Origin of the sequence: Anaeromyxobacter paludicola, assembly GCF_023169965.1 — a bacterium.
Classification (GTDB): Bacteria; Myxococcota; Myxococcia; order Myxococcales; family Anaeromyxobacteraceae; genus Anaeromyxobacter_B; species Anaeromyxobacter_B paludicola.
Map to the genome: position 1 here is coordinate 17,170 of NZ_AP025592.1, position 12,920 is coordinate 30,089.

Genomic DNA, 12,920 nt, shown 5'->3' on the forward strand with positions numbered 1-12,920 from the left:
GGGCGAAGCTCGCCCAGCAGGCCGGCACCGGAACTTCACGGACAGCCGTATGTCGTCGGGACGCCATGCACCTCCCCCATTCGGCGGAGCGGGAGCGCCGTCACGTCCACTCAACGTGTAACACGGGGCCGTGAGCAACCGGACTCCCGCAACCATGGCAATTGCTCGATTGAGCGGTCCTCTGCAATTGTGCGCCATGATCCGGACCCACCGTCTGCTCTTCCCGCTCGCGCTGATCGTCGCTCTCGCCGCCGGGTGTGGGCCCGCTGCATCGTCCGAGTCCTCCGACTGCGCCACGGCGGGATGCCCCGCCGGCCAGGTCTGCGTCGCCGCGGCGTGCAGGCCAGAGACCTGCACCGATGGGGTGCGCGGCGGCGCGGAGACCGACGTGGACTGCGGCGGGGCGAGCTGCCCGAAGTGCGCTGACGGCAAGCAGTGCGGCGTCGCCTCCGACTGCGCGTCCGGCGTCTGCACCGGCGGCGTTTGCCAGGCGCCGACCTGCAGCGACTCGGCGAAGAACGGCGTCGAGACCGACGTGGACTGCGGCGGGGCGAGCTGCCCGAAGTGCGCTGACGGCAAGCAGTGCGGCGTCGCCTCCGACTGCGCGTCCGGCGTCTGCATCGGCGGGAGCTGCCAGGCGCCGAGTTGCACCGACGCCGTCAAGAACGGCGCCGAGACCGATGTCGACTGTGGCGGCGCGAGCTGCCCCAGGTGCGGCCCCCTCAAGGCATGCGCCGCGCCGAGCGACTGTGTCGGCGGCGTGTGCACGAACGGCGTCTGCCAGCCGGCCTCATGCGGCGACGCGGTGAAGAACGGCTCGGAGACCGACGTCGACTGCGGTGGCGGGACCTGCGCGGCGTGCGGCACCGGCAAGCATTGCGGTGCGCCGGCCGACTGCTCGTCGGGGGTGTGCAGCGGCGGCGTCTGCCAGGCACCGACCTGCACCGACGGCGTCAAGAACGGCTCGGAGACCGACGTCGACTGTGGTGGTCCGACCTGCGATGCCCAAGCCAGGCTGTGCAGCACCTCCCAGTACTGCACGCGCGGCGACGACTGTCAGAGCGGCGTGTGCTCGAACTTCACGTGTGTCACACTTGCCCAAGGCCAGGCCTGCACCACCGCCAACCAGTGCGCCAGCGGCTCCTGCTCCGGCGGCGTCTGCTGCGACAGCGCGTGCAATGGCACCTGCCAGGCGTGTATCCAGGCCCTGACTGGAGTCCCAAGCGGCACCTGCCACAGCCAGCTGCCCGGAACCGTTGCGCCCGCCGGCCAGTGCACGGTGAGCCCGCCCTGCGGTAACGATGGCCGCTGCGGCTTCGGCGGGAGCTGCGAGCAGGCCGCCCCCACGGTCTCTTGCGGGAGCAGCTCCTGCTCCGACGGCCAGCTCACCTCCGCTGGATCGTGTAGCGGCTCGGGCACGTGCAACGCTGGCTTCACCTCGCCTTGCCCGGGCGGCCTGGGTTGCGCCAATGCCTACTCCTGCAAGAGCGCCTGTTCCAGCGACGCCGATTGCCAGAGCGCCACGACCTTCTGCCAGGGCGGGACCTGCGTGGCCAAGGGATTGGCGGGCGCGGCCTGCGCCGGCAACGACGCGTGCACCTCCGGTCTCTGCGGGACCAACGGGTTCGGCCGCTGCTGCGCGACAACGTGCGCCCCTGGGTTCTGCGGGGCCACCGGGTGCGATTCCACCGGGGCGTGCGTCTATCCGGGAAACAGCGTGAAGCTGCCGTATTCGCAGACCACGGGGGATTGCCAGGTGTTGGTCTGCGACGGCGCCGGCGGCATGACGTCGGTGGACGATCCCACCGATCTGCCGGTTTCGAGTACGGCCTGCCTCATCAACCCGGCGTGCACGGGCGCGCCGCTCTCCCCCAGCTTCACGCCGGCGCCCACCGGGACCGACTGCAGGTCCGACGGGCAGCTCCCGAAGACGGTCTGCGGCGACAGCTCCTCACCGTTCCTCGCGGGCACCTGCGTGGAGTGCAACGTGACGGCGGACTGCCTCGCCATCGACAGCTCCGGCAGCCTCGTCTGCAGCAACGGCAGCTGCGTCCCGTGAGGAGCCCCCTCCGGAAAAGAAAAAGGCCCTGAGGGATCAGGGCCTTTCGGGAAGCGTGAAGTGGCGCGCGATACAGGATTCGAACCTGTGGCCTTCGGCTCCGGAGGCCGACGCTCTATCCAGCTGAGCTAATCGCGCTCGAGGGGTGCGTTCTAGTGCAGGCTCTCCGGGAAGGCAAGCAGCATCGCCCACTTCCGCGGTGCCCGGGGGGAGGGGCGCGCTCAGGCCGCCCCGGCCATCCGTTCGAGCGCCCTGAGCAGGGTGCCGAGCAGCGCGTTCACCGGGGTGGGCAGGCCGTGCCGCGCCCCGAGCTCGACCACGGTCCCGGCGAACAGCTCCACCTCGGTCTTCCGCCCCGCCTCCACGTCCTGGAGCATCGAGGTCCGCCCGCCCGGCCCGAGCGTTGCCACGATCGGGAAGATCGACTCGACGTCCTCGGGCCCGAGCGCCACCCCCTCCGCCCGCGCCACGGCCACCGCCTCGAGGGCGGCCTGGCGCGTGAGCTCGCGCACCTCCGGCACCTCGCGGAAGGCGCGGTACGGCGCGCGCAGCACGGCCGAGACCTGGTTCACGCCGACGTTGAGCATGAACTTCCACCACTGCTCGCGCAGGATGTCCTCGGGCACGCGGCAGGGGATCCCGGCCCGCTCGAGGAGCGCCCTCACCGCCACGACGCGCGGGTCCGCGGGATCGTTGGAGGGCGCGCCGAACACGAGCGTGCCGAAGCGCGTGTAGGAGATCCGGGTCCCCTCGCGCACGACGTCGTTGCCGATCACGAAGGCGGGCAGCACCTTCTCGGCCCCGAACGCCCGCGCCAGCGCCCCCTCGCTGGCGACGCCGTTGAGGAGCGAGATCACGACGGTCCGCTCGCCCACGAGCGGCCCCGCGTCGGCGATCGCCTCCGCGAGGTGAGGCTGCTTCACGCCGACGAGGAGGAGGTCCACCGGCGCGGCCCCGGGCGCGGGCTCGACGCACCGGACCGCGAAGCGCCGCCCGTTCACGGTCAGCCCCTCGCGCAGGAGCCGCTCCCGCCGCGCGCCCCGCGCCACCACCACCACGCCCGCGGGATCGAGGTCCTGGAGCCGCTCGACGTAACTCCCGCCCACCGCGCCCGCGCCGCAGACGGCGACGGTGTGGAGCTCCGGCCCGCTCACGGGCACGGCGTCGCCGCCCCCGCGAGCCGCTCCGGGCTCGCCGACGAGAGCCAGCGCAGGAACGCGGCCCGCCCCTCGACGTCGGTCACCTTCACCCGCTCCGGCGGGAGCGCCTTCACCACGGCGCCGGTGCCGTCGCCGCCGGCGGCGATGAAGTCGTTGGTCGCGAGGGTGTAGAGCCGCTCCGGCTCGAGCGCCGCCCCGGCGCAGGTGCGCGGCGCGGCGCCCGGCGCGGCCACCACGAGCCCGCTCACCTGCGGCAGCCCCTTGCCCGCCTTGCCGAACGCCCCCACGAGCGCCGTCACCTCCCGTCCGCTGAGCGTGAGCACCACCACCCGGTCGCCGAAGGGCAGGGCCTCGTAGAGCTGGCCGTAGCGCAGCTCCCCCGCGGGGAGGTCCACGCGCAGCGCCCCGCCGTTCACGAGGCCGAAGTCGGCTCCGCCGGCGGCGCGCAGGCTCGCGGCCGCGGCGGCCCCGAAGGTGGAGAGCGCCGTCCGGTCGCGGGTGAGGGGACGGGGCAGGGTGACGCCGAGCTTCCGCTCCCGCTCCGCCTTCGCGGCGGCGATGAACGGCGCCACGGCGGCGGACGCGCGCCCGGCGGCCGCGTCGGCCCGCGCCTCGGCCTCGAGGTCGATGGGCGCGTGCAGGCGCGCCCGGCGGCCGGCGCAGAGGGTGACGCGCGCCAGGGTGGCGGCGCGCGACGACGGCTCGGCGAGCGCCACCCCGTTCACCCGCCGCGAGAGCGCCTCGTGCGTGTGGCCGCCCAGCACCGCGTCCACCGTCCCGCGCGGGAGCGCGCGCGCCAGCCGGAACACCGGGCTCTGCGCGTCGCAGCCCGCCACGCCGTCCCGCGGCCGGTCCTGCCCGCCGCAGCGGCCGCCGATGTGCGCCAGCGCCACCACCACCTCGGCCCCCTCCGCCCGCAGCGCCCGGGCCTCCTCGGCGGCGGTCCGGGCGGCGTCCTCGAACCGGAGCGCGGCCACGTTGCGGGGCAGGGTGGTGTAGGGGGTCTCCTCGGTCGCGAGCCCCACCACGCCCACCACGGGCCCGCCCGGCGGCCGGAAGATGGCGCGCGCGCGCAGGTTCTTCCACGGGGGCGGCCGGCCCGTCTCCTTCTCCTTCACGTTGGCGGCGAGGTAGGGGTAGGGGGCCTCGGCGATGCGCGCCCGCAGCACCTCCGGCCCGCGGTCGAAGTCGTGGTTCCCGACGGCGGCGGCGTCCACGCCCAGCGCGCCGAAGGCCTCCACCACTGCCCGGCCCTCGCTCAGCTCCGAGTCGAGGGTGCCCTGCATCGAGTCGCCCCCGTCGAACAGCAGCACCGGTCCCCGGCCGCGGAGCGCCTCGACCGCGCGCGCGACGCGGGGCAGGGCGTCGAGCCGGCCGTGGAGGTCGGAGAGCTCCACCACCTCCACGCAGCGGGGAGCGGCCGTGAGCGCGACGGCGAGGGCGAGCGCGAGCATGCGGCGGCGGAGCCTATCACCTCCGGGAAAACCATCGGCACGCACCCGACAGGGAGCCCCCGCCGGCCGCGGCCGGGCGCTAAGCACGAGGCGTGACCCAAATCGACTCCATCGAGCAACTGCTCAAGATGGCGGCCATCGTGTGCGCCGTCGTCTCGGCCGCGATCCTGCTCTGGTACCTCTTCCGCCGGCCGCAGCTCACCCGCGCGGTGAAGGCGCTGCTGCTCGTCGGTCTGGGCGTGATGCCGGCCGGCGTGGCGCTCACCGGGAACATCGCCGGCTACGAGTACACGCTGAAGCGCCCGTTCTGCGGCTCCTGCCACGTGATGGGCGCCTACGTCCGCGACGCCTCCAACCCGGAGTCGAAGAGCCTCGCCGCCATCCACAGCCGCAACCACCGGTTCGGCGAGGAGAGCTGCTACGTGTGCCACGCCGACTACAAGATGTTCGGCGCCATCACCACCAAGCTGAACGGGCTCAAGCACCTCTACTACTACGTGACCGAGTACGCCTACACCGGCCCCGACGGCGAGGGCGGCCCGACCATCCACCTGTACAAGCCGTTCAAGAACGCCGCCTGCCAGCAGTGCCACTCCACCACGGCGCCGCGCTGGAGCGGCGTGGCCGAGCACCAGGCCATGCTCGACGACATCCGCTCCGGCGAGATGGCGTGCATCGGCTGCCACTCCGAGATCCACCCGACCGCGCTGGCCCACCGCGCCAAGGCCGAGCCGGCCGCTCCGGGCGCCGAGAAGCCGTCCGAGGGGAAGGCGGAAGGGAAGGAGGAGCACAAGTGAGGATCTCCGTCGAGCGGCTCGTCGCGTTCTCGGCCGTCGTCACGCTGGCCGCCATCGCCCTCATGGTGGTCTCGATCGTGTTCCCGAAGCCGATCCTGCTCGTGATGGCCATGAGCCTGGGGCAGGGCATCGGCACGCTGTCGCTGGCGCTCTACCTGCTCGCGATCGCCCTCGACCTGCAGGCCGGGCGACGGGAGGAGGCCGAGGACGTCGTCCCTCCCGCGCCGCCTCCCCCGCCGGTCCCCCCCGCCGTGTGAGAGGTGGATCCGGGAGCCACCCTCGATCCAGGATCCCGGGTCCCTCGTCGCATCCTGGTGAAGGCGCTGGAGAACCCGGGGCCCGGGCCCCGCCCGCCGGCCCCGGTTCCTTGACCCGCGCGCCTCCCGGCTGCTACATGGAGGCTCGCGCTTCGGGGTAGATTGGGGATCATGGCCATCAGAACCATCGCCATCGAGGACGACGAGGCGGTCGCCAGGCTCGTGAGCCAGGTGCTCTCGTCGCAGGGCTACGAGGTCTGCGGCATCGCCGCGACCGGCGAGGAGGGCGTGGCGCTCGCCCTCCGCGAGCGGCCCGACGTCGCCCTGGTCGATCTCGGGCTCCCGCGCATGAGCGGCGAGGACGTCATCGCCACCATCCGCCGCGACCTGCCCCGCTGTGCCTGCATCGCCCTCACCGCCGTGGACATCCCGGCCCGGGTGATGGGCGCCCTGCGCGCCGGCGCGGCCGGCTACATCCTCAAGCCCTTCCGCGCCGCCGAGCTGGCCAAGGCGGTCGAGGAGGTGCTCTCCGGCGAGGCGGCGCCCATCAGCCCGCGCGCCGCCAAGGTGCTCCTCTCCGAGCTGCGCGGCGATCCCATCGAGCAGCGAGGCGACTTCCCGCCGCTCTCGAAGCGCGAGCTCGAGGTGCTGCAGCTCCTCGTCCGGGGCCACACCTACGCCGACGTGGCGCAGGCGCTCGGCATCGCCGAGGGCACGGTGCAGACCTACGTGAAGCGGATCTACGAGAAGCTCGACGTCTCCACCAAGGCCGAGGCGGCCCTGCTGGCGGTGTCGCGCGGGCTCGTCCGCCCCTAGCGCCCCCCGAGGTCGCCCGGAGGGGCCGCCCGAAAACCCCAGCCGGTCCCGGCGCTTCAGCGGCGCGGCCCTCGCCCCCTCGGCGCACCTTGACTTACGGGGATGCCTCCCTATAATGAGGCCCCTTTTCGCCTCGCCGATTCATCGCAAATGCGCGTCAACATTGACGAAATCAAGGATGCCGGGCTCGAGCGGTCCTGGGATCTGACGGCGGCCGAGGTCGACGAGATGCTCGCCGGCGACAAGGCGGGCTATCGCTCCACCGGCCCGACGCCGGTGAAGGCGCACCTCGACAAGGTGGGGCGCCGGGTGGTGCTGAAGGCGCACGCCGCGCCGGAGCTGACGGTGCCCTGCGGGCGCTGCCTGCAGCCGGTCAAGGCGCGCGTGCCGGTCGATTTCGAGCTGACGCTGGTCCCCGCCGACGAGTACCAGGACGACGCGGGCGAGGAGAAGGACGAGGAAGGCCAGGTCGCCGGCAGCTTCGAGCCGGAGGCGGTGGACGAGGAGACCTACACCGGGAAGGTGATCGACCTCGACCCGATGGTCCGGGAGCAGCTGCTCCTGGCGCTGCCCGGGTACCCGGTGTGCCGCGACGACTGCAAGGGGCTCTGCCCGAAGTGTGGGGCGAACCTCAACGAGCGCGACTGCGGTTGCGATCGCCACGTGCCGGATCCCCGCTGGGCCGGCCTCGAGAAGTTCAAGAAGTAGCCGTTCCATTCTGAAAGGAAGTGTTCCGTGGGCGTTCCCAAGAAGCGGACCAGCAGCATGCGGCGCGATCGTCGCCGCGCCGCCAACTTCAAGATCAAGCCGGCCAACGTGACCAAGTGCCCGAAGTGCAAGGAGCCGGTCCTCTCGCACCGCGTCTGCCCGTCCTGCGGCACGTACAAGGGCGAGCAGGTCACCGAGAGCGTCTAGCTCCTGATGGATCCCCGCCTCGCGCCCGTCGCCGTCGATGCGATGGGGGGCGACTTCGCCCCTGAGGCGGTGGTTCACGGTGGGTATAACGCAGCGCGTAAGGGGTTGCCGGTCCTCCTGATCGGCGACGAGGCCCGCGTGCGCGCGGAGCTCGCCCGGCACGCCGGCTGGGAGTCCCTGCCCATCACCCTCCGCCACGCCTCCGAGGTGGTGGAGATGGCCGATCACCCCGGCCAGGCGATGCGGCGCAAGAAGGACAACTCCATCCGCGTCTGCTTCGAGGCGGTGAAGCGCGGCGACGCCTGCGCCATGGTCAGCGCCGGGAACAGCGGCGCGGTCATGGCCGGCGGCATCTTCGTGCTCGGCCGCCTCCCGGCCGTGGAGCGCCCGGCCATCTGCTCGGTGCTGCCCGCGGTGAAGGGGCGGCCGCTGCTCCTCGACATGGGCGCCAACGTGGACTGCAAGCCGGTCCACCTGGTGCAGTTCGCGCTCATGGGGGAGGTGTACGCGCGCCGGGTGTTCGGCGTGGCCCGCCCCAAGGTCGCCATCCTCTCCAACGGGGAGGAGGAGTCGAAGGGCACCGACCTCACCCGCGCCGCCGCCGCCGCGCTCCGCCGCTCCGGCCTCGACTTCCGCGGCTACTGCGAGGGAAGAGACCTCCTCGCGGGCGAGTTCGACGTGATGGTGACCGACGGCTTCACGGGCAACGTCGCCCTGAAGACCATGGAGGGCACCGCCCGCGCCGTGACCGACCTGCTCAAGCAGTCGCTGATGGAGAGCTGGCGCACCAAGCTCGGCGCGCTCATCGCCCGGCCGGCGTTCGCGCGGGTGAAGAAGCACGTCGACTGGCGCGAGATCGGCGGCGCGCCCCTCGTCGGGGTGGACGGCGTGGGGATCATCACCCACGGCCGCTCCGACGCCCTCGCCGTCGAGAACGCCGTCCGCCGCGCGCACGACGCCGCGGCGGCCCACTGCACCGGTGAGATCGCCGCGGCGGCCGCGCGCGCCGAGGCCCTGCTCGCCGAAGGAGAACCACCCGCATGCGTTCGCTGATCGTCGGAACCGGCTCCTACTCCCCCGAGAAGGTGCTCACCAACGCCGATCTGGAGAAGATCGTCGACACCAACGATCAGTGGATCGTGGAGCGGACCGGCATCCGGGAGCGCCACGTCGCCGCCGAGAGCGAGGCCACGAGCGATCTCGCCTACGCCGCCGCGGTGAAGGCCCTCGAGATGGCGAAGGTCGCGCCCGAGGACGTGGACCTCATCATCGTCGGCACGGTCACGCCCGACATGTCCTTCCCCAGCACCGCCTGCCTCGTGCAGGGGCGGCTCGGCAACAAGAAGGCGGCCGCCTTCGACGTCTCGGCCGCCTGCGCCGGCTCGCTCTACGCCCTCGCGGTGGCCGACCGCTTCGTCTCGACCGGCATGGCGAAGAACGCGCTCGTCATCGGCGCCGACACCCTCACCCGCATCACCGACTGGACCGACCGGAACACCTGCATCCTCTTCGGCGACGGCGCCGGGGCGATGGTGCTCCAGCCCACCGACGACCCGCGGCGCGGCATCCTCTCGGTGCACCTGCACGCCGACGGCTCCTACGGCCACATCCTCAACATGCCCGGCGGCGGCTCGCGGAACCCGGTCTCGCAGAAGGTGATCGACGAGCGGCTCCCCTTCATCAAGATGAAGGGCTCCGAGGTCTACAAGGTGGCGGTGCGCGCGCTCGAGGAGGTCTGCCGCGAGGCCCTGGCCCGGAACGGCGTCGCCGCCTCCGACCTCGCCCAGGTCATCGCGCACCAGGCCAACAAGCGGATCCTCGACTCGACCCTGCACCGCCTCGGCGTGCCCGAGGAGAAGTGCTGGATGAACCTCGAGAAGTACGGCAACACCTCGTCGGCCAGCGTGCCCACCACGCTCGACGAGGCCAACCGCGCGGGCCGCCTGCGCCCCGGCGACGCCCTGCTGATGATGGCGATCGGCGGCGGCATGGCCTGGGGCAGCGCGCTCGTGCGCTGGTAGGAGACCGGGATCACCATGGGCAAGCTCGCATTCGTCTTCCCCGGCCAGGGCTCGCAGGCCGCCGGCATGGGCAAGGCCCTCGCCGACGCCTTCCCCGAGGCGCGCGCCGTCTTCGACGCGGTGGACGCCGCCCTCGGCGAGAAGCTCTCCACCCTCTGCTTCGAGGGGCCGGAGGAGAGCCTCAAGCTCACCGCCAACACCCAGCCCGCCATCCTCACCGTCTCGGCCGCCGCGGCCGCGGTGCTCGCCGCCCGCGGCGTGGAGCCCGACCTCGTGGCCGGCCACTCGCTCGGCGAGTACTCCGCCCTCGTCTGCGCCGGCGCGCTCTCCGCCGCCGACGCGGCCCGGTCGGTGCGCGCCCGCGGCAGCTTCATGCAGGAGGCGGTCCCGGCGGGGAAGGGGGCCATGAGCGCCGTGCTCGGGCTCGACCCGGCCAGGGTGCGCGAGATCTGCGAGGAGACCGCCCGCGCCACCGGCCAGGTCTGCTCGCCGGCCAACTACAACGAGCCGTCCCAGACCGTCATCGCCGGCGACGCCGGCGCGGTGGAGGCGGCCGGGGTGAAGCTCAAGGAGGCCGGCGCGAAGCGGGTGGTGCCCCTCCCGGTGTCCGCCCCCTTCCACTGCGCCCTCATGGCGCCGGTCGGGCCGCGGCTCGAGGCGGTGCTGCGCGGCGTCGCCATCGCCGCCCCCCGCGTGCCGGTGGTGACGAACGTCGAGGCCACCCCCAACGCCGACGCCGCCCGGATCGTGCCGCTCCTCGTGGAGCAGGTGACGAGCCCGGTCCGCTGGATCGAGTGCGTCCAGGAGCTGGTGCGCCAGGGCGCGACCCGGATGATCGAGGTCGGCCCGGGCCGGGTGCTCTCCGGGCTGGTGAAGCGGATCGACAAGTCCGTCGAGGTCCTCAACGTCGAGGACCCGGCCTCGCTCGAGAAGACCCTCGCCGCGGTGAAGGGAGCGTGACGGTGCACGACTTCAAGGGGAAGGTGGCGCTCGTCACCGGCGGCTCGCGCGGCATCGGGCGGGCCATCGTCGAGACCCTGGCCCGCGGCGGCGCCGCGGTCGCGGTGAACTACGCCGGGAACGAGGCGGCGGCGAAGGAGGCGGCGGAGCGGGCGACCGCGGCCGGCGCCCCCGCGGTCCGGCTCATGAAGTTCGACGTCGGCGACCCGGCCGCCTGCGCGGCGGCGGTGGACGAGGTGGTGAAGGCGCTCGGCGGCCTCCACGTCCTCGTGAACAACGCCGGCATCGCCATCGACCAGCTCGTCATGCGGATCAAGGACGAGGACTGGAACCGGCAGCTCCAGGTCAACCTCACCGGGGCCTTCAACCTCATCCGGGCGGCGAGCCGCCCCATGATGAAGGCCCGCGGCGGCGCCATCGTCAACCTCACCTCGGTGGTGGGCGAGATGGGCAACGCCGGGCAGGCGGCCTACGCGGCCACCAAGGCCGGCCTCATCGGCCTCACCAAGTCGGTGGCACGCGAGCTCGCCAGCCGGGGCGTCCGCGTGAACGCGGTGGCCCCGGGGTTCATCGACACCGACATGACCTCCGCCATCCCGGAGGCGGCCCGTGCGAAGATGCTCGAGGCCATCGCGCTCGGCAGGCTCGGGACCGCGCAGGAAGTGGCAGACTGCGTGGCCTGGCTGGCCAGCGAGCAGGCGTCGTACGTGACCGGGGAGGTCATCCGGGTCAACGGCGGCATGTACATGTAGCCGTGACTTCCACGGCGCGTCACCCACGCAGCAAACAACGCAAGGAGAGGGACAGATGACGACGGCGAACATCGAGGCGAAGGTCAAGGGCATCATCGCGGAGCAGCTCGGCGTGGGCGAGGACGAGATCAAGCCCACCTCCAGCTTCATCGAGGACCTCGGCGCCGACTCGCTCGACATCGTCGAGCTGGTCATGGCGATGGAGGAGGAGTTCGAGGTCGAGATCCCCGACGAGGAGGCCGAGAACATCAAGACCGTCGCCGACGCGGTGAACTACATCAACACCCACAAGAAGTAGGCGGCCCGCGCGCTCACCGGCGCGCTCCCACGGCGGAGAGCCGGCGGGGGCGCCCGGTGCGGCAGGGGCCCGCGCAGCACCGCAGCACGCAGCGCGCCGCCGCCAGGGCGGCGAGTACCTCAGGGGGAGCGGAGGCTTCATGAGCAGGCGTCGCGTCGTCGTCACCGGGCTCGGGCTCGTCAGCCCGGTCGGAATCGGAGTCGAGGAGTCCTGGAAGTCGCTCGTCGAGGGCCGGAGCGGCATCGGGCCGATCACCCTCTTCGACGCCTCCACCTATCCCACCCGCATCGCGGGCGAGGTGAAGGGCTTCGACCCCGGCGCCTACATGGACAAGAAGGAGGCGCGCCGGAACGACCGCTTCATCCAGTTCGCGCTCGCCGCGGCGGACATGGCCATGAAGGACTCCGGCCTCGACCTCGCCAAGGAGGACCTCGAGCGGTTCGGCGCCATCGTCGGCGCCGGCATGGGCGGCCTCGGCACCATCGAGGAGACCGTCCAGACCCTCGTGGAGAAGGGCGTGAAGCGGGTCAGCCCGTTCTTCATCCCGAGCGTGATCATCAACCTCGCCCCGGGCCAGATCAGCCTGCGCTACGGCCTCAAGGGGCCGAACTACTCGCCGGTGTCGGCCTGCGCCACCGCCAACCACTCCATCGGCGACGCCATGATGGTCATCGAGCGCGGCATGGCCGACGTGATGATCGCCGGCGGCGCCGAGGCCACCATCACCCCGCTCGGCATCGGCGGGTTCTGCGCCGCGCGGGCCCTCTCGGAGCGGAACGACGAGCCCACCCGGGCGAGCCGGCCCTTCGACAAGCACCGCGACGGCTTCGTGGCCGGCGAGGGCTCGGGCCTCCTGGTGCTCGAGGAGTACGAGCACGCCAGGGCGCGCGGCGCCCGCATCTACTGCGAGCTCGCGGGCTACGGCGCCACCGCCGACGCCTACCACATCACCAGCCCGGCCGAGCGCGGCGAGGGTGGCCAGCGGGCCATGCGGATGGCCCTCAAGGACGCCGGCCTCGCCCCCGAGCAGGTGGGCTACGTCAACACCCACGGCACCTCCACCCCGGCCGGCGACGTCGCCGAGTGCCAGGGGATCGTGGGCGTCTTCGGCGACCACGCCACCTCGAAGAAGCTGCTCGTCAGCTCCACCAAGTCGATGACCGGCCACCTCCTCGGCGCCGCCGGCGGCCTGGAGGCGGTGGTGAGCGTGCTCGCGCTCACCCGCGGCGTGCTGCCCCCCACCATCAACGTGGAGGAGCAGGATCCGGAGTGCCCCCTCGACGTCATCGCCAACGTCGCCCGCGAGCAGCGGGTGGACGCGGTGATCTCCAACAGCTTCGGCTTCGGCGGCACCAACGCCGTGGTCGCGTTCCGCAAGATCTAGCGGGCCGGGGACCGCGGTCCCCGGAAAGCACACGGGCCGCCCCCGCG

14 protein-coding genes and 1 tRNA gene are annotated in these 12,920 nt (G+C 72.6%); 12 read left to right on the forward strand and 3 right to left on the reverse strand.

The window, feature by feature from the left end:
• Window positions 1-196 precede the first annotated feature (196 nt).
• Complete coding sequence (locus AMPC_RS00095; RefSeq protein WP_248343490.1) at window positions 197-2,059, forward strand: hypothetical protein; 1,863 nt, start codon at window positions 197-199, stop codon at window positions 2,057-2,059.
• A 61-nt stretch (window positions 2,060-2,120) separates the two neighbouring features.
• On the opposite strand, the gene AMPC_RS00100 is transcribed toward AMPC_RS00095, so the two are convergent.
• The 3 genes from AMPC_RS00100 to AMPC_RS00110 all read right to left on the reverse strand — a co-directional run bounded on the left by AMPC_RS00100 (window position 2,121) and on the right by AMPC_RS00110 (window position 4,673).
• Window positions 2,121-2,197, reverse strand: a tRNA-Arg gene (locus AMPC_RS00100).
• Window positions 2,198-2,280: 83 nt separating this feature from the next.
• Entirely contained in the window at window positions 2,281-3,213 is a 933-nt protein-coding gene (locus tag AMPC_RS00105) for a ketopantoate reductase family protein (protein WP_248343491.1), read from the reverse strand.
• The gene (locus AMPC_RS00110) at window positions 3,210-4,673 is read right to left on the reverse strand and encodes a bifunctional metallophosphatase/5'-nucleotidase (protein ID WP_248343492.1); all 1,464 of its coding nucleotides are present in this window, start codon (window positions 4,671-4,673) and stop codon (window positions 3,210-3,212) included. Before AMPC_RS00110 ends, AMPC_RS00105 begins: the two co-directional genes overlap by 4 nt.
• A gap of 92 nt (window positions 4,674-4,765) precedes the next feature.
• Here AMPC_RS00110 and AMPC_RS00115 point away from each other — a divergent pair, with 92 nt between their 5' ends.
• The 11 genes from AMPC_RS00115 (at window position 4,766) to fabF (ending at window position 12,873) form a co-directional block, all read left to right on the forward strand.
• Window positions 4,766-5,470 (forward strand): NapC/NirT family cytochrome c, encoded by a 705-nt coding sequence (locus tag AMPC_RS00115; protein WP_248343493.1) that lies wholly within the window; start codon window positions 4,766-4,768, stop codon window positions 5,468-5,470.
• Window positions 5,467-5,727, forward strand: coding sequence for a hypothetical protein (locus AMPC_RS00120; RefSeq protein ID WP_248343494.1), 261 nt, complete (start codon window positions 5,467-5,469; stop codon window positions 5,725-5,727). Before AMPC_RS00115 ends, AMPC_RS00120 begins: the two co-directional genes overlap by 4 nt.
• A gap of 171 nt (window positions 5,728-5,898) precedes the next feature.
• Window positions 5,899-6,543: a response regulator gene (locus tag AMPC_RS00125; RefSeq protein WP_248343495.1), complete on the forward strand. Its 645-nt coding sequence runs from the start codon at window positions 5,899-5,901 to the stop codon at window positions 6,541-6,543.
• Between the two features lie 150 nt (window positions 6,544-6,693).
• On the forward strand, window positions 6,694-7,251 hold the full coding sequence (locus AMPC_RS00130) for a YceD family protein (protein ID WP_248343496.1): 558 nt from the start codon (window positions 6,694-6,696) through the stop codon (window positions 7,249-7,251).
• A gap of 27 nt (window positions 7,252-7,278) precedes the next feature.
• Window positions 7,279-7,458 carry a 50S ribosomal protein L32 gene (gene rpmF, locus AMPC_RS00135; protein WP_248343497.1) on the forward strand — a complete coding sequence of 60 codons (180 nt, stop codon included), beginning with the start codon at window positions 7,279-7,281 and terminating at the stop codon, window positions 7,456-7,458.
• A gap of 6 nt (window positions 7,459-7,464) precedes the next feature.
• Window positions 7,465-8,511, forward strand: coding sequence for a phosphate acyltransferase PlsX (gene plsX / locus AMPC_RS00140; protein ID WP_404800624.1), 1,047 nt, complete (start codon window positions 7,465-7,467; stop codon window positions 8,509-8,511).
• Window positions 8,499-9,479, forward strand: coding sequence for a beta-ketoacyl-ACP synthase III (locus tag AMPC_RS00145; protein ID WP_248343498.1), 981 nt, complete (start codon window positions 8,499-8,501; stop codon window positions 9,477-9,479). Before plsX ends, AMPC_RS00145 begins: the two co-directional genes overlap by 13 nt.
• A gap of 15 nt (window positions 9,480-9,494) precedes the next feature.
• Window positions 9,495-10,439 carry an ACP S-malonyltransferase gene (gene fabD / locus AMPC_RS00150; protein WP_248343499.1) on the forward strand — a complete coding sequence of 315 codons (945 nt, stop codon included), beginning with the start codon at window positions 9,495-9,497 and terminating at the stop codon, window positions 10,437-10,439.
• A 2-nt stretch (window positions 10,440-10,441) separates the two neighbouring features.
• The gene (fabG, locus tag AMPC_RS00155) at window positions 10,442-11,191 is read left to right on the forward strand and encodes a 3-oxoacyl-[acyl-carrier-protein] reductase (protein ID WP_248346371.1); all 750 of its coding nucleotides are present in this window, start codon (window positions 10,442-10,444) and stop codon (window positions 11,189-11,191) included.
• Between the two features lie 55 nt (window positions 11,192-11,246).
• Window positions 11,247-11,489 carry an acyl carrier protein gene (acpP, locus tag AMPC_RS00160; RefSeq protein WP_248343500.1) on the forward strand — a complete coding sequence of 81 codons (243 nt, stop codon included), beginning with the start codon at window positions 11,247-11,249 and terminating at the stop codon, window positions 11,487-11,489.
• Between the two features lie 139 nt (window positions 11,490-11,628).
• On the forward strand, window positions 11,629-12,873 hold the full coding sequence (fabF, locus tag AMPC_RS00165; protein ID WP_248343501.1) for a beta-ketoacyl-ACP synthase II: 1,245 nt from the start codon (window positions 11,629-11,631) through the stop codon (window positions 12,871-12,873).
• Window positions 12,874-12,920: the final 47 nt, after the last annotated feature.

Excerpts from the sequence above, each read along its gene's own strand:
- AMPC_RS00095 (WP_248343490.1), top strand. The coding sequence starts at position 197 with ATGATCCGGACCCACCGTCTGCTCTTCCCGCTCGCGCTGATCGTCGCT.
- AMPC_RS00110 (WP_248343492.1), bottom strand. The coding sequence starts at position 4,673 with ATGCTCGCGCTCGCCCTCGCCGTCGCGCTCACGGCCGCTCCCCGCTGC.
- AMPC_RS00125 (WP_248343495.1), top strand. The coding sequence starts at position 5,899 with ATGGCCATCAGAACCATCGCCATCGAGGACGACGAGGCGGTCGCCAGG.
- AMPC_RS00130 (WP_248343496.1), top strand. The coding sequence starts at position 6,694 with ATGCGCGTCAACATTGACGAAATCAAGGATGCCGGGCTCGAGCGGTCC.
- plsX (WP_404800624.1), top strand. The coding sequence starts at position 7,465 with ATGGATCCCCGCCTCGCGCCCGTCGCCGTCGATGCGATGGGGGGCGAC.
- AMPC_RS00145 (WP_248343498.1), top strand. The coding sequence starts at position 8,499 with ATGCGTTCGCTGATCGTCGGAACCGGCTCCTACTCCCCCGAGAAGGTG.
- fabD (WP_248343499.1), top strand. The coding sequence starts at position 9,495 with ATGGGCAAGCTCGCATTCGTCTTCCCCGGCCAGGGCTCGCAGGCCGCC.
- acpP (WP_248343500.1), top strand. The coding sequence starts at position 11,247 with ATGACGACGGCGAACATCGAGGCGAAGGTCAAGGGCATCATCGCGGAG.
- fabF (WP_248343501.1), top strand. The coding sequence starts at position 11,629 with ATGAGCAGGCGTCGCGTCGTCGTCACCGGGCTCGGGCTCGTCAGCCCG.